Here is a 21,462-nt window from a genome sequence, read left to right on the forward strand (position 1 = left end):
TATATGGGAAAGCTCACAACTGCATCTGAGCGGCCAGCGCGAGCAGCAGGCCTTCGTCGGAACGCGGGGAAATCAGCTGAATACTCATGGGTAACCCCTCATTGGAGTGGCCCACCGGAACGGTGATGGCAGCTACCGAGGCGACGTTCACCATGGACGTGTAGGGGGTGTACTGGCACTGCAACATATAATCGACATCTGCCGTGGATTGTGTATAGTGCCCGATCTTCGGCGGGATTGATGCCATGGCTGGGGTAGCCACCACATCGAAGGCGGACCATTGGCGCACGAAGTCAGCCGCTATCTGCTTCAACCGCGACCCGGCCTGCAGGCTCTGCTCCAGGGAGCGCTCGGCGGCGCGCCGGCGGAAGTCCCTTGCCAGTTCTCCCAGCAGCGAATCATCCGAGACCTGAACGGATTTCAGCCCGTTGGTCCACACTGCCGCGAAGGTTTCCGGATAGTCGGTGGCATAGTGCAGGTTCGCCGGCTGGACGCGATGGCGTTCGCCCAGACGTTCAAGTCCTTGGGCGAAGGCCGCCCGGGCTTCCTGCGACAGCTCAATCTCGTAGACGGGTTCAAAAGGAGAGTGGGTGCTGTACCCGATTTTCAGGCCATCCAGACGCTGGGGGTAGCTGCCCTGCAGCAACGGCAGGTAGTGGTCCTTGCCGCGCATGGCGTCCAGCAGCAAAGCCGCATCCAGGGCATCATGGGCCAGCGGTCCGCTGACGGCTAATTTCGGCGCACCCATGGGGTCGGTGTAGCCATCGAGGATGTCGCTGGGGATGCGCCCCAAGGAAGGCTTCAGCCCCACCAGTCCGCAGGCCGCCGCCGGGATGCGGACCGAGCCGCCGCCATCGGAGCCCGGGCCCAGCGGAATCATGCCGGCGGCAATCGCCGCGGCCTGCCCGCCGGAGGAACCGCCCGAAGTGCGCGTTGGATCGAAGGGATTGCGCGAAGGGGGAGCGATGAGGTTCTCGGAATAGCTGCTCAGCCCGAACTCCGGGACCTGGGTCTTGCCCAGGATCACCACGCCCTCGGCGCGAAGCCTGGCCACCAAGGAGTGGTCGCGTCCGGCCACCGCCGCTGGCATGGCCGCGGTGCCGTAGGTGGTAGGCATCCCCGCCACATCGTTCAGGTCCTTGAACGCGGTGGGAAGACCGTGCAACCGGCCAATCTCCCCGCGGGCATGCGCCTCGTCGGCCGCTGCCGCGGCCTCCATCGCATTCTCCGCCACGTGGACGAAAGCACCGAGGTCTGCCTGCTCTTCGATGCGCTTGAGGTAGTGCTCGGTCACCTCGCGGCTTGAACGCTCGCCGCGGGCCAGCTCGTCTCGCAATTTCAGGGCGCTTGAGGGAAACATGTCGGCTTTCGACGCAGGAAATGACTAGTCTTATAAGCAAACACCCTATGTGAGAGGAATGCTAGCTGTGAGCGATTTTGAGACTGTCCAGGTCAATGATGTCCCGAAGGACGCCTTCATCCTCGATGTGCGCGAAGACTTCGAATGGGAAGCCGGCCGTGCCGCCGGAGCCACCCATATTCCCCTGGGCACCCTGCCGGAGAAGGTATCGGAGCTTGACCCGGATGTAGACACCTACGTCATCTGCCGTACCGGCGGCCGTTCGGCCCAGGCCGCCTCGTGGCTCACCGCCATGGGCTACACCGCCTTCAATGTTGCCGGCGGCTCGGATGCGTGGATCGAAGCGGGCCTGCCAATGGAAGCGGACAACGGCCAGGAGCCAACCGTACGATGAACTATGCCTATCTGGGACCTGCGGGCACCTTCACCGAGTCGGCCCTCCTGCAGGTTCCCGGGGCTGCCGATGCGCAGCGGATTCCCGCCTCCAACGTCAACGTGGCGCTGTCCATGGTGCGCGAAGGTGCCGCCGATGCGGCGATGGTGCCGATCGAGAACTCGGTAGAAGGCGGCGTTTCGGCCACCCTGGACGCGATTGCCCAGGGCGAATCGCTGCAGATTGTCTCCGAGATCCTGGTTCCGATCGCCTTCGTGCTGGCGGTGCGCCCCGGCATCGACACGCTGGAGCAGATCAAGCAGATCTCCACCCATGGGCATGCCTGGGCACAGTGCCGCTTATGGGCCGAAGCAAATATTCCCGGTGCCGCATTCACTCCGGCCTCCTCCACAGCCGCCGGCGCCCTGGCCCTCGAAGAGGCGGATCCTCCGCATGATGCGGCGATCTGCTCTCCGCTGGTGGCCCAGGAACGCGGCTTGAAGGTGCTGGTGAGCGGCGTCGAGGACAACGTCGGAGCGGTCACCCGCTTCATCCTGGTTACCCGCCCGGGAAGGATTCCGCAGCCGACCGGTGTGGACAAGTCAACGCTGATCCTGCCGCTTCCAGAAGACCGTCCCGGTGCGCTGATGGAACTCCTGGAGCAATTCACCGCACGCGGCGTGAACCTGTCGCGCATTGAATCCCGGCCTACCGGCAAGAGCCTGGGGGAGTACTTCTTCTCCGTGGATATTGAAGGCCATGTGGCCGAGGAACGCGTTGCCGCCGCGCTGTCGGGGCTGCACCGGCTGTCCCCGAAGCTTCGCTTCCTCGGTTCCTACCCGGCGGCTCAAGGCCTGGAAGCATCCGTGGACACGCACAATTCCGACGCGGCCTTCAGCGAGGCCCGCGCCTGGGTGCAGTCGCTGCGCGACCGGGTCTAGGCACAGTGATCCCCCGGCCGTTCCTCCTGGAGGGGAAACGGCCGGGGGATCAGCAGCAGTTATGGGGCGCGCAGGCGCAGTGCGCTCGGGTTCACGGACACCTGCAGTTCATTGACCTGGCCGGTGGGGTCCCCATCGATCTGGGTATTCATCGGCTCATCGCAGCGCAGCGACACGCCAGTGGTCTGGTAGAAGCTCATGACCGGGATCTTGTTCTTGGCGCGGAATGCGGTCTTCAGCAGGATCCACGTCCAGCCCGCGGCCGAGCGGGGCGAGAGCACCACGGCATCCAGCACGCCGTCGTCGATCTTGGCGTCCGGCACGAAATCCAGGCCCTGCAGCTTGCCGCAATTGGCGAACAGCACCGAACGGACCTTGCGGGTCTGCCAGCTCTCGTCCTCCGAGAGCTTGAAGCTGACCTTCTTGCGCCGGCCCGGCAGCTGGCGCAGCCCGGCTTCCGAATAGGCAAGCCAGCCAACCTTGGATTTCAGCTCTTCATTGGTGTCGTCGAACAGGTCTGCGTCGGTGCCCACGCCGGCGATGACCAGGAACGCATGGTCTGCCTCGTTGCCGTCCAGCAGCTGCAGCTTCATATGCCCGACGTCGATCCGGCGAACCATTCCGCGTACCGCGACCAGCGCCGCGGTATGCAGGTCATCCACGGGGATGTCCACGTTGCGGGCCAGCAGGTTTCCGGTGCCCAGCGGCAGGATCCCCAGGGACGCGTCGGTGCCTTCGAGCACTTCTGCGACGGCGCGGATGGTTCCGTCGCCGCCGGCGGCAATAATTGTGTCGCATTGCGCATCGAGTGCTTCCCGGGCTGCGTCCTGGCCGGGATTCTCCTTGGTGGTTTCAAGGACCAGGGGCGCTTCCAGTCCTGCCTCGGCGCAGACACGGGCCACCGCTTCCCTCGCTTCGCCAGCACCTGACTTGGAAGGATTGATCACCAGGGCCACCTTTGCGGCGACCGACTGGGCGGCCGCTTCGGGCTGCTTGGCCAATGGCTTGCTGTAGTTCGAAAGCTTGCGCACCGAATACCAACTGGTCGCCGCGGCGGCAGCTGCAGCAACCACGGCAGAGAAAACGATCACACGATTTGTCTGCATAATGCTCTCATCGTACTCATGATTGCTACCCTTAACATGTGATCGACCTGAAAATGCTCACCGAAAATCCGGATTTGTACCGTGCCTCGCAACGCGCGCGCGGTGCCGACGAGTCGTTAATCGACCAGCTGCTGGCAGCTGACACGGCACGTCGTGAAACCATCGCCACCTACGAGCGCCTGCGTGCCGAGCAGAATGCGTTCTCCAAGAAGGTCGGCAAGGCCAAGGGCGACGAGCGCGCCGCCCTGCTTGCCGAGGTCAAGGAGCTCGCCGCCGCGGTCAAGTCTGCCCAGGCCGAGTCCGATACGGCCGCCGCCAAGTGCACCGCGCTGCAGCGTTCCATCCCCAACCTGATCATCGACGGCATCCCCGCCGGCGGCGAAGACGACTTCACCGTCGTCAAGCACGTGGGCACCATCCGCGACTTCAAGGCCGAGGGCTTCGAGCCGCTGGACCACCTGCAGATCGCCGAGAAGCTGGACGCCATCGACATGGAGCGCGGCGCCAAGGTCTCCGGCTCCCGCTTCTACTTCCTCAAGGGCATCGGCGCCCGCCTGGAAATCGCGATGATGAACATGGCCCTGGATGTGGCCATGGACCACGGCTTCATTCCGATGATCACCCCGACCCTGGTTCGCCCGGAAACCATGCAGGGCACCGGCTTCGACGTCGAGCACGACGACGAGATCTACAAGCTCGAGCGCGACAACATGTACCTGGTCGGCACCTCCGAGGTAGCCCTGGCCGGCTACCACGCGGACGAGATCATGGATTTGTCCGACGGCCCGATCCGCTACGCCGGCTGGTCTTCCTGCTACCGCCGCGAGGCCGGTTCGGCGGGCAAGGACACCCGCGGCATCATCCGCGTGCACCAGTTCAACAAGCTGGAGATGTTCGTCTACGCCAGCGTTGAGGACGCCGAGGCGGAGCACGAGAAGCTGCTGGCCATGGAAGAGGACATGCTCGGCCGCATGGAGCTGGCCTACCGCGTCATCGACACCGCCGCGGGAGATCTGGGCATGAGCGCCGCGCGCAAGTTCGACTGCGAAGCCTGGGTTCCGACCCAGGGCACCTTCCGCGAGCTGACCTCGACCTCGAACTGCACCACCTTCCAGGCCCGCCGCCTGAATGTCCGCGAACGCGAGATCGTCGACGGCAAGGCAGGCAAGACCCGTTCGGTGGCAACCCTGAACGGCACCCTGGCCACGACCCGCTGGATTGTCGCGATCCTGGAGAACCACCAGAACCCTGATGGTTCGGTCAACGTGCCGAAGGCCTTGCAGCCGTACCTCGGCGGACTCGAAGTGCTCAAGTAGGCAGTGCCGAGCAGGTGCCGGCCTCCCCTCGCGGGGCGGCCGGCACCTGCGTTTAACCGGCTGTTCACCCGTAGCTGTGCCTTGGGTCATCGCCAAATACCTGCGCTGGTGGTTAACTTGAGCCATGACTGTTATGACTAAGCTCGGCAACGACGACCGGCTGACCAAGCAAAAATTGATGATTTGCCTTGACGTGGACGGCACCATCGTCAACCACCAGGGCGAAATGAGCCAGCGCGTGCGCGACGCCGCGCGGGCGGTTGTGGCCCAGGGCCACGAAGTGATTATCTCCACCGGCCGCTCCCTGGGTGCGGCCCTGCCCATCATGGAAGAACTGGGCATCGACCACGGCTACGTCGTGGTCAGCAACGGCGGGGTGCTCGCAAAGGTGTCAAAGGACGGCGTCGAGATCCTGCACCGCGAGATCTTCGACCCCTCGACAGCGCTCACCGCGCTGCGCGAACAGCTCCCCACTGCCAAGTACGCCCTGGAAAACGAGCGCGGTGAGTTCCTTTCCAGCGAGACCTTCGGCGACATGAGCTTCGGCGCCGAGAGCAAGGTGGTGGATTTCGGCGAGCTGGTGAACAGCAAGGCAGTGCGCGTGGTGGTCTTCTCCACCGACAACACCGCAGAGGAATTCGGGCATGCAGTGCAGAGCCTGGGGCTCTCCGGGGTGACCTACTCGGTGGGCTGGACCGCCTGGCTGGATATTGCAGCCGACGGCACCACCAAGGCCAGTGGGCTGGAGCGCTTGCGCGCCGTCCTGGATTTCCACGCCGATGACACGCTGGCCGTCGGCGACGGGCGCAATGACATCGAGATGCTCCAGTGGGCCGGCCACGGCGTGGCCATGGGCCAGGCCCCGGATGAGGTCAAGGACGCCGCGGACGAGGTCACCGAACACGTTGACGCCGATGGCCTGGCCATCGTCCTGGAAGGACTGCTCGGCGAATAGCCGCAGCTGCTACAGCTGGTCGGTGTACTCCAGCAGGCGGGCGATCGCCGCCCGCGCACCCAGCTCGTCGTTGTAGCCCGAGCGCACGATCGCCGCGGAGACCGCCTGCGGGGTGATCCCCAGGATCTCGGCGACGGCTTTCTGCTGCCCGCGCACCCCGGGGGTGAGCAGGTCGACAACCGCCCATTCGGCCTCGGTGCGGGTGCGGATCCAATGCCCGAGCATGCGCAGCAGGCCTTCGAGCTCGCCGTCCATCTCGTCGTTGCCCGAGGACACGCAGATCGGGACCCTTTCGCCACGGTGGCTGGCGGCTTCCAGGGCGCCGAGCGCGCGCCGCACCGCCTTGCCTTCGACCAGGTCGGCCTCCACGGGCACCGGCTCATACAGGCTGCCGATGCCCAAACCGATATTGCAGAAGTTCAGCCGTGCCGCGCGCAGCAGCGCGTCCACTGCAGCATCGGGGCCATCAGGCACCCCGAGCAGCAGCTGGCCGCTGAGCGCGGTGAACGGCGCGTGCGAGCCGACCTGCTCCAGCTGGTGCCACAGCTGCTCGCTGGCGGCGGCAACATCGGTGACCGAGCGGGGCCGGGGGCTGAGCGCAACGACAAACATGCTTCAAGTATTGCCTGTGCCGGAGGCATTTGTCCTGCAAATGCAGGAAGTGACGCTCTGCGGCGTGCCCCGCTAAGCTGGTACCGGAAACTTCGAAGGAGCGTTGGTGGCGGGCGAAATCATTGCGGGGCGGTTCGAACTCATCGAGCAGATCGCCCGGGGCGGCTCTGGGACCGTGTGGCTCGCCCGCGACCTGCAGCGCGGCCAGCAATGCGCCGCCAAGGTGATGCGGCAGAGCTACAGCGGCGAGATCCTGCGCTTCGTGCGCGAGCAGGGCGTGAAATTCGACCACCCGCACCTGCTCACCCCCTACGGCTGGGCTGCCGTCGATGACCGGGTGGTCATCGCCACTGAGCTGATGCGCGGCGGCAACCTGCATACCGCAATGCAGGATTACGGGGCCTTCTCCGCGCCGCTGGTGGCCGAGATCCTGGTGCAGCTGCTGGAAGGGCTGTCCCATGTGCACGAATCCGGCTGGGTGCACCGCGATGTCAAGCCCGCCAATGTCCTGCTCGAATCCACCGGCGACGGGGTGCCGGTGGTGCGCCTGGCCGACTTCGGGATCGCCACGCACCGCGACGAGCCGCGGCTGACCGAGCACGGCGTGGTGGTGGGCACCGCGGGGTTCATTGCCCCCGAACTTACCGGCGGGCACCAGCCCGAGCCCTTCCAGGACCTCTATGCGCTGGGCGTGCTGGCGGTGCAGCTGCTGCACCCGCAGCTGCGCGGCGATGCGCTGGCCGAACGGTGCCGCGCCGGCGGCTTCTGCGCCGAGAAGGAGCTCGAGGAAGTGCTCGACGGACTGCTCTCCCGTGATCCGCGGCAACGCAGTGCCGCCGCCGCCCGGGCGCCGCACTCGCTGGCCGGGTTGCGCCGCAAGGACGGCTACGAGGTCGCCTCCGGAGAACGCCTGGAGGTCTTCGACCACTTCGCGCCGCAGCTAACCCAGGACGCACCTCAGCCATCTGGCACCGAGACGCGACCAGCGGTGCCATCCGAGACGAGACCCGTGGCGCAATCCAGGACGCAACCCGCTGCTGAACCAGCACCAGCGCCGGCCCCGAAGCCTTCCCGAGACGGTCCGCGCTCCGCGGTCCAGCTGCTGCCGTGGATCGCCCTGCTGCTGGCCTTGGTGCTCGGTGCCCTCTCGTTGTGGCTCGTCTTCGGCCAGTCGCCGGACGCGGCAAAGGCCTCCGCGGCAGCCGCAGTGGCTGGCGTGGAGGCCGCCTGGCCGCCCGGAGGCTAGGCGCGCTGCTTGCCCGCTGCCTGGGCACGCCGGCGCCAGAACCACAGGCCTGCGTAGCCGGCCAGGGCCACGGCCGCGCCGCCGGCCAGGGCGCCGAGCTGCGCGCTGCCCGGCAGCCAGCTGCCGGATCCCGCCGCAGTGCCGCCGGATTCTGCCTGGGCCGCCGGTTCCCAGCCATCGGTGCCGGTGGCCTCACCGGTAACCTCGATGGCCAGCTCGAAGTTCAGCGGGTTCAGCCCGCGCGGCTCATAGGCTGTGCCGGCCACGGTGATGTAGTAGTCCCCCGGATAGCCCAGCTTCGGATGCGAGCCGTCGACCTGCAGGTCGCGGGACACCGTCGTGGCCAGGCTGCGGGTCAGCGAGGCGCCGGCATCGTCTGCAGATAGTTCCTGCTTGGCGGTGCCGGTCATGATGCCATTTTGCAGCAGCGGGTTGTAGGTGCCGGTGACCAGTTCCTTGGCGCTGGCATTGGGGGAGTCGAGCACGGTCATCCGGTAATTCAGCCGTTGCCCCTGCGCCACATGGACCTTGTAGTACTTCACCTCATTGGGGAGCACCGAGTCCGAGTAGGCGGCGCCGGAGGACAGTTCGGCCGCGGTGGAGAAGCCGCTGCCGCCGGATACTGCCTGCGGCTCGGCATCCAGCGTGACCGACACCGGCGGCAGATCACCTGGGGTGGTGCCGGTGAGCGTGGCAGGATCCAGGGCCGGCTGCACCACGACGGTGATCTGCACCGGCAGCTGCGCATCATCCTGCCAGCGCCCATCGCGCTGCAGGGACAGGTACAGTTCGTCGTTGTTCTGGTCCAGGCAGCGCGAGTAGCCCTCGGCCTTCTTCGGTTGGGAGTCCAGTGCCACCAGCGGAAGGTTGTCGATGTTGCGGCGCGAGGTGGAATTGCTGCCCCTGTCGCACCAGTCCCCGTTGGCCTGCACCAGCGCGGCCGATAGTTCGGTGCTCTCCTGGCTGGTGGGCTGCTGCGATGGATCGACTACCAGCTGCGCGCTCACGTGCAGCCGTTCGCCGTCGGCAATCTGCGGCAGCCGGTAATACAGCGCTGAGTCGTCGCCGGTGGTCGGCAGCTCGTCGACCCACTGGCCGGCCTCCAGCTGCGGGGCCGATGCCTGGTCCTGTGCGCCGTCGATCTGCTGGCCGACCGGTTCATGCAGGGGGAGTTCCGCTTCGGAAGCCAGCGCGCCAGCGGCCGGCGACAGGGCAAGTCCGGCACAAAGCAGGGTGGCAAGGATTCTCATGGTCGGCCTCCTGGCACGGTCGGGTCGATGTCGTCGGAGTGCTCATGGGCGGTCGTGGCCCGGTTTCGGAAGAGGAAGGTTCCCGCGCCCAGCAGGGCGGCGGTGCCCACCAGGCCGCCGGTGAACCAGGGCCACAACGGTGCCGAGGAGGCTGCCGGGGCGGTTTCGGCCTGCGGTTCGCTTTCGGACGGGGAAGGGGCGGCCGATGATGCAGGGGCGGCTTCCGCTTCAGTGGCGGTTTCCGATTCCGTGGCACCGGCCTCGGGCGAGGCGGAGGGCATCTCGCTGGCCTCGAAGATCGGGGCGGCACCGGCGAACTCCTTCTCGGTGCCGGTCACGTCGACGGCCAGCTCGTAGTCATAGGGCACGCCGTTGGCCTTTTGCATCCAGGTGTCCGAGTAGATGACCACATAGTAGTCGCCGGCCAGGTAGTTCGACCGGCCGATGTAGCTGTCATAGTTCGACTGGTCCACCGCGGTGCGCATGGACCGGGTGATCGTTTCCCCGGAGGTGCTCTCGTGGAGCCGGCCGGTGCCGAGCATGTCCACGCCGTCCCGCACCGGGGAGTAGACGCCCATGGTCACGGCCTGGGCGCTGGCATCCTCGTTGTTCCCGCTGGTCAGCCGGAGATTGAGCTTCTGGCCGTTGCCCACGTGGACCTTGTAATATCGTGCCTCGCTGCTGAGCACCGAGTCGGCGTAGATCGTGCCGGACTTCACCGGCAGCGCGTCGTTGAAGCTCGAGCCGCCGAGGACCGGCTCTGGCGTTCCGGTGAGGGTGACCGACTGCGGCTTGTCCTCCTCGCTTGCCGGGGCGCCAAGCAGCGCGGCGTCCACCGCAGGCTCCAGCACATAGCGCAGCTCCACGGCCATCGGGTCCTCGTGGAACAGCGAGCCCTCGCGGGTGACCTTGGCGAACAGCTCGCCGGTGCCGTCGGCGAAGCAGCCGTAGCTGGAGTCCTGGACGAACTCGGGGCTGCGGGTGTAGGCGGCCAGCGGACGGCCGAGCTCGTCGCTGCCCACCGTGTAGCTGTCGCCCGAGGAGCACTGCGAGCCCTGGCCGTTGACCAGTTCGACGATGACCTTCGCCGGGTCGTCGTCATCCGCGTCGATCTTCTGCTCGGGGATCATGGTTGCGGAGAAATGAGCATACTGCCCGGGCTGCAGCGGGCCGATCTTGTAGTACTTGGTCGTGCCGTCGTTCGAGTTCCAGCTGTCGGTTTCACCCTTCTCCAGCTCGTCGAGGTACTGGCCGGGGACCATCAGCGGCGCCTCGTGCAGGCGGGCGCCGCCCTCGATGGGCGTGCCGGCCGTGGAGTATCCCTGGAAGGCGCGCAGCGTGCGGCTGGTCAGCTCCTCTTCCAGCGACTGCGCGTCGTCGACGTCCACGTAGCTTCCGCCGGTGGTCTCGGAAATGCATTCGAGCTGCTGGCGGGCCTTGTCGTTGACCTTGAATCCGATGGTGTGCACGGTCAGGGCGATGCCCTGTCCGGCCAGGTCCTTGGCGGCCTCGCAGGCCGGCGGCTTGTCGCAGTTCTCTTCGCCGTCGGAGACCAGGATGATCGACTTTGGCCCTTCGATGCCTTCCAGGTCCTTGGCCGCATGGAGCAGCGAGGCGCCGATCGGGGTTTCTCCCACGGCCTTGAGCTCATCGATTTTCTTGGACAGTTTCTTCTTGTCCACGGCGCCCGGTTTCTGCACGGTGGTGATGTCGTCGCATTTGCCCGGGGACTTCGAGCCGTAGACGACCAGGCCCATCGTGGCATCTTCCGGGGAACTGGCAATCAGGCTCTTGGCCGCGGTCTTGGCGGCGTCGATCCGCTTGGTGCCTTTGGCGTCGGCGTCCTTTTCCAGCATGGAGCTGGAATAGTCCATGACGACGACCACTGGTTCGGTGGTGGTTTGCTCATCGGCGTGGGTTGCGGCCAGCGGCACGGCGGCCAGCAACACTGCCAAGAGCGGTGCGAGTAGATGTCGGCGAAGCATCAGGCTTTCCTTCCGGCGGTGATGTTTGCAGTTGCAAATATATGCCATTTGTTTGCAATTGCAAACCCCCGTGCGAAAATTGTTTCCATGGACAGTCCTATCGAACAGCAGCGGAGGCTGTATGGCGCCCCCCTGGCGGAGCGTTTCGGGCACGTGATGGAAAAGTATGCCTTGTCCCAGCGCTCGCTGGCCCAGGTGCTGGGTCTCTCCGCGCCGATGCTTTCGCAGCTGATGGGAGCCAAGCGGATCAAGATCGGCAATCCGGCGGTGCTTGGGCGGCTCATGATGCTCGAAGCCCGATCCGACGAAGCGGATTTGCAGGCGGTGCTCCAGCAGGCCGAGCTGCTCGATGCCGCCACTGCCACCCGTGGATCGGCGGAAGCGGGGGAGGGTGCGGCGGCCAGCGAGTACCTGCGGTCGGTGGGCAGCCCGGAAGTGCTCGCAGAGATGGCAGGGCTCGCCCGGGCCCGTGGCCACGAACAGCTGGCCGAAGTGCTGGAGCGGGCCGCACGCTAAGCGCCCCTCAGACGCCCGCGGTCGCGCGCTGCGCGTCCAGGCGCACCGTGGTGTAACGGAAGAAGAACTGCGTGGCGGGGCCGATTAGCAGCGCATAGGCCACCGTGCCCACGCCCACCGGACCGCCGAGCAGCCAGCCGATCCCCAGTACGCACACCTCGATGATCGTGCGCAGCAGGCGGATCGATTTGCCGGTGCGCAGATGCAGCCCGGTCATCAGGCCATCGCGCGGCCCGGGCCCGAAATGGCAGCCGATGTACAGTGCGCCGCCCAGTCCATTGATGACTATGGCGCCCACCAGGGTCAGGATCTGCCAGCCCAGGCCATGGACATCGGGGATGAGCCAGAGGAAGAAATCTAGGCCGAGCCCGATAAGCAGCACATTGGCGATGGTCCCCAGCCCCGGCCACTGCTTCAGCGGAATCCACGCCAGCAACACCACGACGCCGACAAGTATCACGATGGTTCCCAGCGACAGCGGAATGTGGTTGGCCAGGCCCAGGTGCAGCACATCCCATGGGTCCACGCCGAGCTGGGCGCGGATCAGCAGCGCCATGGCCAGCGCAAAAAGCATCAGGCCGATGAACAGATTTGCCAGGCGCAGCGGGAGCTTCCCGGCGCGCAGCTGATCGAGCGGGGTGAGATTGTGCAGTGTCATGATGATTCAAGGCTAGCCTCGCGCCGAACCGCCACAGTAATCCGCAGGTATCAGTTGGTCATATTCCCGGTGCCAGTTAACGAAGGGCAAAGCGTCGTTGAAAAGTGGGCCAACTCAGCCCAGTGCACCCAGTATCGCGATGCCCAGCGCCTGTGGCAGCTCGCTCAGGCCTGAGCGCTGCTGCTGGATAGCCGTTGCATCGGTTTCGGCGCCTACCGTGGCCCGGATGCCTGGCGGGCGCAGTGCAGGAACGTGAATGAACAATGCCGGGACCGGCTGGGAATAGGCCACATAGGCAACGTGATTGCAGACGAAACGCCCGGCGTCCTCGGACACGCTGGCCTCAAGGCCGGCGGCCAGCAGGGCCTGGGCGGCCGCCGTTGGATTGATGCTCGCCTCCACTCGCGTCGGGGCGTTCTCCCTGATCGCTGTTGAGCGAGGCTGCTCTCCATCATTGTCTGGAATGCGCGCATGATCCTCGTTGACCGCCCAGCGCTCCGGAGTAATCGCGGCTCGGCCCCCGGCCTCGCCAACGCAAATCAGCGCATCGGGCTGATGCTCGGCCAGCAACGACGCAAGGACCTGCCCGGAGGCCGCGAAGGACACCGGCAGGATCGCGGTGGTCACCTCGTGCTCGCCAAGTCGAGCTGGCAGCTGGCGGACCGCCTCGCCGCTGGCATTGAATGCGTCATTGCCGAAGGGCTCGAAACCGGTGACCAGAATGTGCATGAACCCATTATGTCCCCAAACTGTCGGTGTCCGCTGATAGGACTGGGGTAATGGTTCGCTCGACAGATCTTGGCTAGGTGCTCATGATTATCGCGGTTTTTGTCCTCGTCATCCTCAATATTCTTGCAACGGCATGTGTTGCTCTGCTGCTGATTCGCAGGACTTCGGGCTCGGAAGGCACCCAGGTCCAGGACGCGGTGCGTGCTGGAAATGCGGAGCTGAGGCAGGAACTGGGAACCCAGCGCACCGAACTGCGCCAGGGCATGGGCGAGGTGCGCACCGAGCTCGACGCCAAGCTGACCGCGATGGCCGAAGCCAATGCGAACCGCCATCTGCAGGTCCAGGTGCTGCTCCAGCAGGAAATGGAAAAGCTGCGCGCCGGCAATGAAGCCAAGCTCGAGAAGATGCGCGAAACGGTAGACGAGAAGCTGCAGGGAACCCTGGAGAAGCGGCTCGGGGATTCCTTCGAACTGGTCAGCAGGCGGCTGGAAATGGTCCAGAAGGGTCTGGGTGAAATGCAGTCCCTGGCCCAGGATGTCGGCGGGCTCAAACGCGTGCTTACCAACGTGAAGAGCCGCGGGTCCTGGGGAGAAGTGCAGCTGGCCCGACAGCTGGAAGACATCCTCACCGCAGAGCAGTACGAGCAGAACGTGGCGGTGGTCCCTGGCAGCCGCGAGGTTGTCGAGTTCGCGGTGATCCTTCCCGGCCGGGACGCCGGAACGATTTACCTGCCGATCGACTCCAAGCTGCCTCAGGAAGACTACGAGCGCCTGCTCGATGCCCAGGAGCACGAAGACAAGGCGGCCATCGCCGCGGCCGGCAAGGCGCTGGACCGGGCAATCCTCGAACAGGCCAAGCTGATCTCCAGCAAGTACATCGCCCCGCCGTACAGCACCGACTTCGCCATCATGTACCTGCCCACCGAAGGCCTGTTCGCCGAGGTGGTGCGCAGCCCGGGGCTGGCCAGCAAGCTGCAGACCGAGCACCGGGTGCTGGTCACCGGGCCGACCACCCTGATGAGCCTGCTGAACTCGCTGCAAATGGGCTTCCGCACCCTGGCCATCGAGAAGCGCAGCAGCGAAGTGTGGCAGGTGCTCTCGGCAGCCAAGGAAGAATTCCGCAAGTACGGAGATGTTTGGGACAAGCTGGGCAAGCAGCTGGCCACGGCGCAGAACACGGTGCGCGATGCCGGCACCCGGACCCGGGCGGTGGAGCGCAAGCTCAAGGACGTGCAGACCCTGGAAGTTGCCGCGCAGGACGACGTGCTCAGCTCGCTGCTGCCCGAGGCATAAGGCCACCCGGAAAAAGCAATGGCGGCGACCCCCGCATGGGGATCGCCGCCAATCCAGCTCAAGTCCAGCGACTAGGCCTTGAAGCGCTCGATGGAGCGAGCCAGCTCGGCTTCGGCAGCCTCGCGGCCTTCCCACCCCTCTGCCTTGACCCACTTGCCTGGCTCCAGGTCCTTGTAGCGGGTGAAGAAGTGCTCGATCTCCTTGATCAGCCATTCGTCGATGTCTTCAAGTTCCTTGATGTGGTCAAAGCGCTTGTCGGCAGGAACGCACAGCAGCTTGGCATCGCCACCGCCATCGTCGGTCATGTTGAAGACGCCAATCGGGCGGGCTTCCACGACAACGCCTGGGATCAGGTCGACACCCGGGAGGTAGACCATGGCATCCAATGGATCGCCATCTTCGCCCAAGGTATCGTCGAAGTAGCCGTAGTGGGTTGGGTACTGCATCGAGGTGAACAGCACGCGATCCAGGCGCAGGCGGTGGGTCTCGTGGTCGATCTCGTACTTGACGCGCGATCCGGTAGGGATCTCGATGGTCACGTCGTGGCTCATGAAAAGCACACTCCTAAACTAGTCTTAGGGATATCCGCTAATAAGGGTATCGCCCCATTGCGCCTGATGGATAAAACTGCGAGAGGAATGTAACCATATGAACACTGCCGCCCGACGCGCCATAACGCTGGGGGTGGCGATTGTTGCCGTGGTTGCAGTCGTCGTCGCGATGCTCCTGGCCCCGCGATTCTTCACCGGGGAGCCCGAAGCTTCCTACACCCCGGCTAGCGCGCAGCTGGCCGCGCCATCCCCAGTCGCCGTGCGGGATCTGGACCCCGAAGCCGTGCAGCCGGACCCCGGGATCCTCGCCGCGAAGCTGGACGCCATCCTTGCCGACAAGCCCGACCGGACCTCCTTCAGCGCCCAAGTGGTGGACGTCGCCACGGGCAACGTCCTGTATGACAAGAATGCCGCCGCAAACGGCACCCCGGCCTCCAGCCTGAAGGTCGCCACCGCCATCGCCGCCCTCGACGCCCTGGGCGGAGGCACCCAGCTGTCCACCAGCGTGCTGCTCGATGGCGGAACGCTGATCCTGCGCGGCGGGGGCGATGTGCTGCTGGGCGACGGGGAATCCGACCCGGCGCACCCCAAGGGCTATGCAGGACTGGCGACCTTGGCCAAGCAGACCGCCGATGAGCTTGAAAAACGCGGGATCAGCGAGGTCGAGCTGTGGCTGGACGACTCGCTGTTCGGCGACGCGCACAGCAACCCGGACTGGGACAAGTCGTTGTTCACCTCGAACAATATTGGCGAGGTCTACCCGATAGCGCACTACGCCGGGCGTGCCGGGCAGAGCACCAGCACCGCCTACCAGTCCGACGCCGCCCAGCAGGTCCGCAAGGTCTTCGCCCGGGCTCTGGGCGAGCGCATCACGGTGACCGAGGGCGGCCGCGGACCCTATGCCGGCGGCGAGCAGATCACCGAGGTGAAATCCGCGCCGCTGCGTGATGTCGTCAAGCACATGCTGCTGGTCTCGGATAACTACATCGCCGAAACCATGGGACGGCTGGTCGCGCTCAAGCGCCAGATGCCCGCCGAGCAGGCGGGAGCCGCCGTCGCCGCGGTAGCCGCCGAGCACGGGGCGAGTGGCCTTTCGCTGGTGGACGCCAGCGGCCTGGCCGCCAAGAACCAGATTTCGCCCGCCGCGCTGACCGCAGTGCTGCGCTCGGCGGCCACCAGCGGCAAGCCGGAATTGCGCGAGCTCGTCTATTCGCTGCCGGTCTCCGGCTACAACGGCACCCTGATGCACCGCCTGGACGGTGCCGCGACACTTGGCCTGGTCCGTGCCAAGACCGGTTCGCTGACCGGCGTGGCCACGCTGACCGGCATGACCATGACCGAAGACGGGCGCCTGCTCGCCTTCTCGATCTACGCAAACCAGCCCAACGGAGCACTCGCACCCCACAAGCCAACCATTGACTCTGCAGTCACCGCCATCCGCGGTTGTGGCTGCCGGAGCTGAAAGCTCAGGAGCAGTAAATGAACCAGTTCGTCGATTGGAAGCTGGCGGCCAAGGCCGCGAAAACCCTGATGCCCGCCGGGCCGAGGATCCAGGCCCAGGATGCCGCCCGGATCGTCGAGGAACTGCGCATCGCCGCCGGCGAAGGCCTGGTGGAGGCCGAGAAGGTCTCCAGGCTGGCCTCGACTGCGCCAGCGCAGACCCTGGTGGTTGACCGCTCAGGCTGGGCCAAGGCCGTCAGCCAGAACTTCGCGGCCATGCTCCCGTCAATGCGCCAGGATGTCCCCGGCGCGGTACCGCTGATCGCCGGCGCCGAACTCGGCGCGGTGCTCTCGGTGCTCGGCACCCGGGTGCTGGGCCAATTCGATCCGTTCGTCGGACCCCGGCTGCTGCTCAATGCCCCGACCATCACCCAGATCCGCGGCGAACTTAACGTCAACGCCCGCGACTTCTACCTGTGGATCGCCACCCATGAGCAGACCCACCGCCTGCAATTCGAGCATGCCCCCTGGATTCCCGAGGTCATGAAGCAGACGCTGGCCGAGGCCTTCGAGCCGCTGGCCGGCACTACCAATTCCATGGGCGCACTGGGCGAACGCCTGAAATCCATGAAGTCCGAGGTTTCCGAGCTGACCAGCATCATGTCGGTGCTGGAGGGGCACGCCATGGTGGTGATGAACGATGTCACCTCGATCCGCAGCATCAAGACCATCCGCCGCCGCTTCGAAGCCCGCGGCGAGAACCGCTCGGCCGTGGCGATCCTGCTGGGCAAGCTGCTGGGCCTGGATGCCAAGGCGCTGCAGTACAAGCGCGGGGCGAAATTCGTGCGTCATATCGTCGATGAGATCGGCTATGAAGGCTTCAACGAGATCTTCACCGCCCGCGAGCTGTTCCCCAGCTCCGAGGAACTCGACCACCCCGAACGCTGGCTGGCCCGCACCCGATGAGCCGCGCCCTGCACCTCGCCCGCGGCGCGATCCAGGCCAGCTGCGCGCCGGGGCTGAACCTGATCGGGGTCTCCGGCGGTGCCGACTCGCTGGCCCTGGCCATTGCCGCGGCGACGCTGCCTGGTTCCTTCGGCGCGGTGGTCATCGACCACGGCCTGCAGGCCGGCAGCGCCGAGGTGGCCGAGCACGCCGCCGCGCAGTGCCGCGAGCTGGGGCTGGATCCGGTGCAGGTGATCCGAGTCGAGACCTCGAAAGATGAGGATTCGGCGCGCAAGGCCAGATACCGGGCCTTCGAGGAGGCCCTCGTCCAGCACAACGCGCAGACGCTGATGCTCGCGCATACCCGCGACGACCAGGCCGAGCAGGTGCTGCTCGGATTGCTGCGCGGATCGGGTACCCGTTCGCTGGCAGGCATCCCGGCCAGCCGCGGACCCTACCGGCGGCCCCTGCTGGAACTGTCCCGGGAGCAGACCGAGCAGATCTGCCGGGAGGCGGGCCTGGACTTCTGGGAAGATCCGAGCAACACGGACACCGGCTACCGGCGCAATCTCATCCGCCACCGGATCTTGCCCTTGCTGCGCGCGGAACTCGGCGAGCACCTGCCCGAAGCCCTGGCGCGCACCGCCAGCCTGGCTGCCGCCGATGCCCAGGCACTGGATTCCTGGGCGCAGGCGGCCAAGGCGGAGCATGGGTTGCGGATCGCGGAACTGGCCAAGCTGCCGGTGGCCGTCAGCTCGCGAGTATTACGCCTGGCCGCCATGGAATCCGGTGCCCGGAATGTGGGCCATGAGCGAACAGCGGCGCTCTGCGCGCTGGCCGGATTCGGCGTCCCCAAGTCCAAATCGGCTGGTCCGGTGCAGCTCGATGGCGCGATCAGCGCCTTCCGCCGGCAATCGGTGATAGTTTTCACCACAACCGGCTAAACAACAATCCGCCAAATGTGGCACTCTAGGTAAGTACCACACCTCTAGAATCAGGAGAATTCTCGTGGATTCCAATGCAGTCAAAGCCGATCTTGCGCACGTTCTGTACACCAAGGAAGAAATCCAGGCCCGCGTGGAGGAACTCGCCGCGCAGATCGACAAGGACTACGAGGGCCGCGACATCCTCGTGGTAGGTGTGCTCAAGGGCGCCGTGATGATCATGGCCGACCTGGTCCGCGCGCTGAACTCCCACCTGACCATGGACTGGATGGCAGTGTCCTCCTACGGTTCGGGTACCCAGTCCTCCGGTGTGGTGCGCATCCTCAAGGACCTGGACTCCGACTTGATGGGCAAGCACGTGCTGATCGTCGAGGACATCATCGACTCCGGCCTGACCTTGTCCTGGCTGAAGTCCAACCTGGAATCCCGCGGCCCGGCATCGGTGGAAATCTGCACCCTGCTGCGCAAGCCCGAGGCCGCCAAGGTGGAAATCGACGTCAAGTACGTCGGCATGGACATCCCGAACGAATTCGTCGTGGGCTACGGCCTGGACTACGCGGAAAAGTACCGCAACCTGGATTGCGTGGGCACCTTGGCCCCGCACATTTATCAGTAGGGAACTTTTCGCGCCATTGGGGCGTTGAGAAGTATCGAAGGTGGCGTGACCCGGACGCCAGAGCAGTGCGTGAGGGGGATGCGCCAGGCGCGGGGCCTGGCGGATCAATGAAAACGAAGAAGCTTTTTAACAGCTGGATCATTTGGGTTTTGGTCGGCGTCGTGGCAGTGGTGCTGTTCCTGCCGATGGTCTTTGGCAATAATTCTGCCAAGGTGGATACCTCCGTCGGCTTGCACCAGCTGACCAGCGGCAATGTCACCGAAGCGAAGATGTTCGATGGCGACCAGCGTGTCGACCTGAAGCTGCGCGACGCCCTGAAGGTGGACGGCGTGGACAAGGGCACCACGGTGAGCTTCTACTACTCCACCGCCCGCGCCGAACAGGTCGTCGATGAGATCAACAAGGCCAATCTGGGCAAGTTCACCGACCAGCCGGTGGAAAGCAACTGGCTGCTGTCGATGCTCGGGATCATCATCCCGTTCCTGCTGATCGCCGGCATCTTCTGGTTCATCCTCGCCCGCTCGCAGGGCGGCGGCTCCAAGGTCATGCAGTTCGGCAAGTCCAAGGCGAAGCTGATCACCAAGGACATGCCGCAGGTGACCTTCAAGGACGTCGCCGGCGCCGACGAAGCAGTGGAAGAACTCCACGAAATCAAGGAATTCCTGCAGGAGCCAGCCAAGTTCCAGGCCCTGGGCGCGAAGATCCCCAAGGGCGTGCTGCTCTACGGCCCTCCGGGCACCGGCAAGACCCTGCTGGCCAAGGCGGTGGCCGGCGAAGCCCAGGTCCCGTTCTACTCGATCTCCGGCTCCGACTTCGTCGAGATGTTCGTCGGCGTGGGCGCCTCGCGCGTTCGCGACCTGTTCGAACAGGCCAAGAACAACTCCCCGGCGATCATCTTCGTCGACGAAATCGACGCGGTGGGCCGCCACCGCGGCGCCGGCATCGGCGGCGGCAACGACGAGCGCGAGCAGACCCTGAACCAGCTGCTCGTCGAAATGGACGGTTTCGACGCCACCACCAACGTCATCCTGATCGCCGCGACCAACCGTCCCGACGTGCTGGACCCGGCGCTGCTGCGCCCGGGCCGCTTCGACCGGCAGATCCCGGTGGAGGCACCGGACTTGAAGGGCCGCGAGCAGATCCTGTCGGTGCACGCCAAGGGCAAGCCGATGGACGCCACCGTGGATCTGAACGCCGTCGCGAAGAAGACCCCGGGCTACACCGGCGCCGATTTGGCCAACGTGCTCAACGAGGCCGCGCTGCTCACCGCACGCTCCAACGCGAACCTGATCGACGACCGCGCGCTGGATGAGGCCATCGACCGCGTCATGGCCGGCCCGCAGAAGCGCACCCGGCTGATGGACGAGCACGAGCGCAAGGTCACCGCCTACCACGAGGGCGGGCACGCGCTGGTCGCCGCCGCGATGAACCAGACCGCACCGGTCACCAAGATCACCATCCTGCCGCGCGGCCGCGCGCTGGGCTACACCATGGTGGTTCCGGAATCCGACAAGTACTCGGTCACCCGCAACGAGCTGCTGGACCAGATGGCCTACGCCATGGGCGGGCGCGTCGCCGAGGAGATCGTCTTCCACGACCCGTCCACCGGAGCATCGAACGACATCGAGAAGGCCACCGCCACCGCGCGCAAGATGGTCACCGAATACGGCATGAGCGAGAAGGTCGGCGCGGTGCGCCTGGCCGGCTCGGCAGCCGAGCAGGGCATGGGCAACGCCGCCCGCGAATTCTCCGACGAAATGGCCCACCTCGTGGACCAGGAGGTACGCGAGCTGATCGAGCAGGCGCACAACGACGCCTACCAGGCGCTGACCGCCAACCGCCATGTGCTCGACCGCCTGGCCCTGGCCCTGCTGGAGCGCGAGACCCTGAACCAGGCGGAGATCGCGGAGATCTTCGCCGACCTGGTCAAGCGCGAGAAGCGCGAAGTCTGGCTGAGCAACGAGGCCCGTCCGGTGCACAGCGAGGGCCCGATATTAAGTCCCAAGGAGCGCGCAGCTTCCTCGACCGACTAGGATCGAAGCGTGAGTGAACTGAAAGAGATTGACCAGCCGCGGATCGCGGCAGCCGTGCGCGAGATCCTGGAGGCCATCGGCGAGGACCCCGACCGCGACGGCCTGGTCGACACCCCGAAGCGGGTGGCCAAGGCCTACGCGGAGTTCTTCGCCGGCCTGCACCAGCAACCGGCAGACCACCTGTCCACCACCTTCGACATCGAGCACGATGAGATGGTGCTGGTCAAGGACATCCCGTTCTACTCGACCTGCGAGCACCACCTGGTGCCCTTCTACGGTTCGGCGCATATCGGCTACATCCCGGGCAAGGGCGGCAAGGTCACTGGCCTGTCCAAGCTGGCCCGCCTGGTCGAGGTGTACGCCCGCCGCCCGCAGGTCCAGGAACGCCTGACCACCCAGATTGTCGATGCGCTGGTGGAGCACCTGAGCCCGGCCGGCGCGATTGTCGTTGTCGAATGCGAGCACATGTGCATGTCCATGCGCGGGGTGCAGAAGCCCGGAGCGAAGACCGTGACCAGTGCGGTGCGCGGCCAGCTGCGCGAGACTGCCACCCGTGCCGAAGCCATGAGCCTGATCCTCGGAAAGTAGGAATCC

21 protein-coding genes are annotated in these 21,462 nt (G+C 65.6%); 13 read left to right on the top strand and 8 right to left on the bottom strand.

Going from position 1 to position 21,462, the window contains the following annotated elements:
• Window positions 1–13: 13 nt before the first annotated feature.
• Window positions 14–1,360, bottom strand: coding sequence for an amidase (locus BKX98_RS10880; protein WP_073707211.1), 1,347 nt, complete (start codon window positions 1,358–1,360; stop codon window positions 14–16).
• A gap of 67 nt (window positions 1,361–1,427) precedes the next feature.
• On the opposite strand from BKX98_RS10880, the gene BKX98_RS10885 reads away from it, so the two are divergent.
• Window positions 1,428–1,754, top strand: coding sequence for a rhodanese-like domain-containing protein (locus tag BKX98_RS10885; protein WP_038993350.1), 327 nt, complete (start codon window positions 1,428–1,430; stop codon window positions 1,752–1,754).
• Window positions 1,751–2,674 (top strand): prephenate dehydratase, encoded by a 924-nt coding sequence (gene pheA, locus BKX98_RS10890; protein ID WP_073707212.1) that lies wholly within the window; start codon window positions 1,751–1,753, stop codon window positions 2,672–2,674. The genes BKX98_RS10885 and pheA overlap by 4 nt, the downstream gene beginning before the upstream one ends.
• A 59-nt stretch (window positions 2,675–2,733) precedes the next feature.
• Here pheA and BKX98_RS10895 read toward each other — a convergent pair whose 3' ends face one another.
• A complete protein-coding gene (locus BKX98_RS10895) occupies window positions 2,734–3,780 on the bottom strand; it encodes a diacylglycerol kinase family protein (RefSeq protein ID WP_038992672.1) in 1,047 nt (348 codons plus the stop codon).
• Between the two features lie 38 nt (window positions 3,781–3,818).
• Between BKX98_RS10895 and serS the strand changes: the two genes are divergently transcribed.
• Together serS and BKX98_RS10905 are read left to right on the top strand one after the other, a co-directional pair.
• On the top strand, window positions 3,819–5,096 hold the full coding sequence (gene serS, locus BKX98_RS10900) for a serine--tRNA ligase (protein ID WP_038992670.1): 1,278 nt from the start codon (window positions 3,819–3,821) through the stop codon (window positions 5,094–5,096).
• A 124-nt stretch (window positions 5,097–5,220) separates the two neighbouring features.
• Entirely contained in the window at window positions 5,221–6,051 is an 831-nt protein-coding gene (locus tag BKX98_RS10905) for an HAD family hydrolase (RefSeq protein ID WP_073707213.1), read from the top strand.
• A 9-nt stretch (window positions 6,052–6,060) separates the two neighbouring features.
• Here BKX98_RS10905 and BKX98_RS10910 read toward each other — a convergent pair whose 3' ends face one another.
• On the bottom strand, window positions 6,061–6,663 hold the full coding sequence (locus BKX98_RS10910; protein WP_073707214.1) for a hypothetical protein: 603 nt from the start codon (window positions 6,661–6,663) through the stop codon (window positions 6,061–6,063).
• A 106-nt stretch (window positions 6,664–6,769) separates the two neighbouring features.
• On the opposite strand from BKX98_RS10910, the gene BKX98_RS10915 reads away from it, so the two are divergent.
• Window positions 6,770–7,909, top strand: coding sequence for a serine/threonine-protein kinase (locus BKX98_RS10915; protein WP_158024690.1), 1,140 nt, complete (start codon window positions 6,770–6,772; stop codon window positions 7,907–7,909).
• Here BKX98_RS10915 and BKX98_RS10920 read toward each other — a convergent pair.
• Together BKX98_RS10920 and BKX98_RS10925 are read right to left on the bottom strand one after the other, a co-directional pair.
• On the bottom strand, window positions 7,906–9,159 hold the full coding sequence (locus tag BKX98_RS10920; RefSeq protein ID WP_073707216.1) for a hypothetical protein: 1,254 nt from the start codon (window positions 9,157–9,159) through the stop codon (window positions 7,906–7,908). The two genes, BKX98_RS10915 and BKX98_RS10920, sit on opposite strands and share 4 nt — an antisense overlap.
• Complete coding sequence (locus BKX98_RS10925; protein WP_073707217.1) at window positions 9,156–11,144, bottom strand: VWA domain-containing protein; 1,989 nt, start codon at window positions 11,142–11,144, stop codon at window positions 9,156–9,158. The genes BKX98_RS10920 and BKX98_RS10925 overlap by 4 nt, the downstream gene beginning before the upstream one ends.
• A gap of 87 nt (window positions 11,145–11,231) precedes the next feature.
• Between BKX98_RS10925 and BKX98_RS10930 the strand changes: the two genes are divergently transcribed.
• Complete coding sequence (locus BKX98_RS10930) at window positions 11,232–11,660, top strand: hypothetical protein (protein WP_073707218.1); 429 nt, start codon at window positions 11,232–11,234, stop codon at window positions 11,658–11,660.
• Between the two features lie 7 nt (window positions 11,661–11,667).
• Here the strand turns inward: BKX98_RS10930 and BKX98_RS10935 are convergent, their stop codons facing one another.
• Both BKX98_RS10935 and BKX98_RS10940 read right to left on the bottom strand, forming a co-directional pair.
• Window positions 11,668–12,318, bottom strand: a complete 651-nt coding sequence (locus BKX98_RS10935) for a YitT family protein (protein ID WP_073707219.1) — start codon at window positions 12,316–12,318, stop codon at window positions 11,668–11,670.
• Window positions 12,319–12,432: 114 nt separating this feature from the next.
• Window positions 12,433–13,047 carry a hypothetical protein gene (locus tag BKX98_RS10940; RefSeq protein ID WP_073707220.1) on the bottom strand — a complete coding sequence of 205 codons (615 nt, stop codon included), beginning with the start codon at window positions 13,045–13,047 and terminating at the stop codon, window positions 12,433–12,435.
• An 83-nt stretch (window positions 13,048–13,130) separates the two neighbouring features.
• Between BKX98_RS10940 and BKX98_RS10945 the strand changes: the two genes are divergently transcribed.
• Window positions 13,131–14,339 (top strand): DNA recombination protein RmuC, encoded by a 1,209-nt coding sequence (locus BKX98_RS10945; protein WP_073707221.1) that lies wholly within the window; start codon window positions 13,131–13,133, stop codon window positions 14,337–14,339.
• A 71-nt stretch (window positions 14,340–14,410) separates the two neighbouring features.
• On the opposite strand, the gene BKX98_RS10950 is transcribed toward BKX98_RS10945, so the two are convergent.
• Entirely contained in the window at window positions 14,411–14,890 is a 480-nt protein-coding gene (locus tag BKX98_RS10950; RefSeq protein WP_038992659.1) for an inorganic diphosphatase, read from the bottom strand.
• A 97-nt stretch (window positions 14,891–14,987) separates the two neighbouring features.
• Between BKX98_RS10950 and dacB the strand changes: the two genes are divergently transcribed.
• The 6 genes from dacB to folE all read left to right on the top strand — a co-directional run bounded on the left by dacB (window position 14,988) and on the right by folE (window position 21,456).
• Window positions 14,988–16,352, top strand: a complete 1,365-nt coding sequence (dacB, locus tag BKX98_RS10955; protein ID WP_073707222.1) for a D-alanyl-D-alanine carboxypeptidase/D-alanyl-D-alanine-endopeptidase — start codon at window positions 14,988–14,990, stop codon at window positions 16,350–16,352.
• Between the two features lie 17 nt (window positions 16,353–16,369).
• Window positions 16,370–17,296 (top strand): zinc-dependent metalloprotease, encoded by a 927-nt coding sequence (locus tag BKX98_RS10960; protein ID WP_073707223.1) that lies wholly within the window; start codon window positions 16,370–16,372, stop codon window positions 17,294–17,296.
• Window positions 17,293–18,219 (top strand): tRNA lysidine(34) synthetase TilS, encoded by a 927-nt coding sequence (tilS, locus tag BKX98_RS10965; protein WP_233125349.1) that lies wholly within the window; start codon window positions 17,293–17,295, stop codon window positions 18,217–18,219. Before BKX98_RS10960 ends, tilS begins: the two co-directional genes overlap by 4 nt.
• Before the next feature lie 64 nt (window positions 18,220–18,283).
• Window positions 18,284–18,835, top strand: a complete 552-nt coding sequence (gene hpt / locus BKX98_RS10970) for a hypoxanthine phosphoribosyltransferase (RefSeq protein ID WP_038992657.1) — start codon at window positions 18,284–18,286, stop codon at window positions 18,833–18,835.
• 107 nt (window positions 18,836–18,942) lie between these two features.
• Complete coding sequence (gene ftsH, locus BKX98_RS10975; protein ID WP_038992651.1) at window positions 18,943–20,868, top strand: ATP-dependent zinc metalloprotease FtsH; 1,926 nt, start codon at window positions 18,943–18,945, stop codon at window positions 20,866–20,868.
• A 9-nt stretch (window positions 20,869–20,877) separates the two neighbouring features.
• On the top strand, window positions 20,878–21,456 hold the full coding sequence (gene folE, locus BKX98_RS10980) for a GTP cyclohydrolase I FolE (RefSeq protein ID WP_073707224.1): 579 nt from the start codon (window positions 20,878–20,880) through the stop codon (window positions 21,454–21,456).
• Window positions 21,457–21,462 lie beyond the last annotated feature (6 nt).

The organism is Glutamicibacter sp. 0426, from assembly GCF_001906485.1.
GTDB classification, from domain to species: domain Bacteria; phylum Actinomycetota; class Actinomycetes; order Actinomycetales; family Micrococcaceae; genus Glutamicibacter; species Glutamicibacter nicotianae.

Excerpts from the sequence above, each read along its gene's own strand:
- BKX98_RS10880 (WP_073707211.1), bottom strand. The coding sequence starts at position 1,360 with ATGTTTCCCTCAAGCGCCCTGAAATTGCGAGACGAGCTGGCCCGCGGC.
- tilS (WP_233125349.1), top strand. The coding sequence starts at position 17,293 with ATGAGCCGCGCCCTGCACCTCGCCCGCGGCGCGATCCAGGCCAGCTGC.
- BKX98_RS10920 (WP_073707216.1), bottom strand. The coding sequence starts at position 9,159 with ATGAGAATCCTTGCCACCCTGCTTTGTGCCGGACTTGCCCTGTCGCCG.
- ftsH (WP_038992651.1), top strand. The coding sequence starts at position 18,943 with ATGAAAACGAAGAAGCTTTTTAACAGCTGGATCATTTGGGTTTTGGTC.
- pheA (WP_073707212.1), top strand. The coding sequence starts at position 1,751 with ATGAACTATGCCTATCTGGGACCTGCGGGCACCTTCACCGAGTCGGCC.
- BKX98_RS10935 (WP_073707219.1), bottom strand. The coding sequence starts at position 12,318 with ATGACACTGCACAATCTCACCCCGCTCGATCAGCTGCGCGCCGGGAAG.
- BKX98_RS10950 (WP_038992659.1), bottom strand. The coding sequence starts at position 14,890 with ATGAGCCACGACGTGACCATCGAGATCCCTACCGGATCGCGCGTCAAG.
- BKX98_RS10910 (WP_073707214.1), bottom strand. The coding sequence starts at position 6,663 with ATGTTTGTCGTTGCGCTCAGCCCCCGGCCCCGCTCGGTCACCGATGTT.
- BKX98_RS10905 (WP_073707213.1), top strand. The coding sequence starts at position 5,221 with ATGACTGTTATGACTAAGCTCGGCAACGACGACCGGCTGACCAAGCAA.
- BKX98_RS10940 (WP_073707220.1), bottom strand. The coding sequence starts at position 13,047 with ATGCACATTCTGGTCACCGGTTTCGAGCCCTTCGGCAATGACGCATTC.
- BKX98_RS10895 (WP_038992672.1), bottom strand. The coding sequence starts at position 3,780 with ATGCAGACAAATCGTGTGATCGTTTTCTCTGCCGTGGTTGCTGCAGCT.
- BKX98_RS10960 (WP_073707223.1), top strand. The coding sequence starts at position 16,370 with ATGAACCAGTTCGTCGATTGGAAGCTGGCGGCCAAGGCCGCGAAAACC.
- BKX98_RS10930 (WP_073707218.1), top strand. The coding sequence starts at position 11,232 with ATGGACAGTCCTATCGAACAGCAGCGGAGGCTGTATGGCGCCCCCCTG.
- dacB (WP_073707222.1), top strand. The coding sequence starts at position 14,988 with ATGAACACTGCCGCCCGACGCGCCATAACGCTGGGGGTGGCGATTGTT.
- BKX98_RS10925 (WP_073707217.1), bottom strand. The coding sequence starts at position 11,144 with ATGCTTCGCCGACATCTACTCGCACCGCTCTTGGCAGTGTTGCTGGCC.
- BKX98_RS10945 (WP_073707221.1), top strand. The coding sequence starts at position 13,131 with ATGATTATCGCGGTTTTTGTCCTCGTCATCCTCAATATTCTTGCAACG.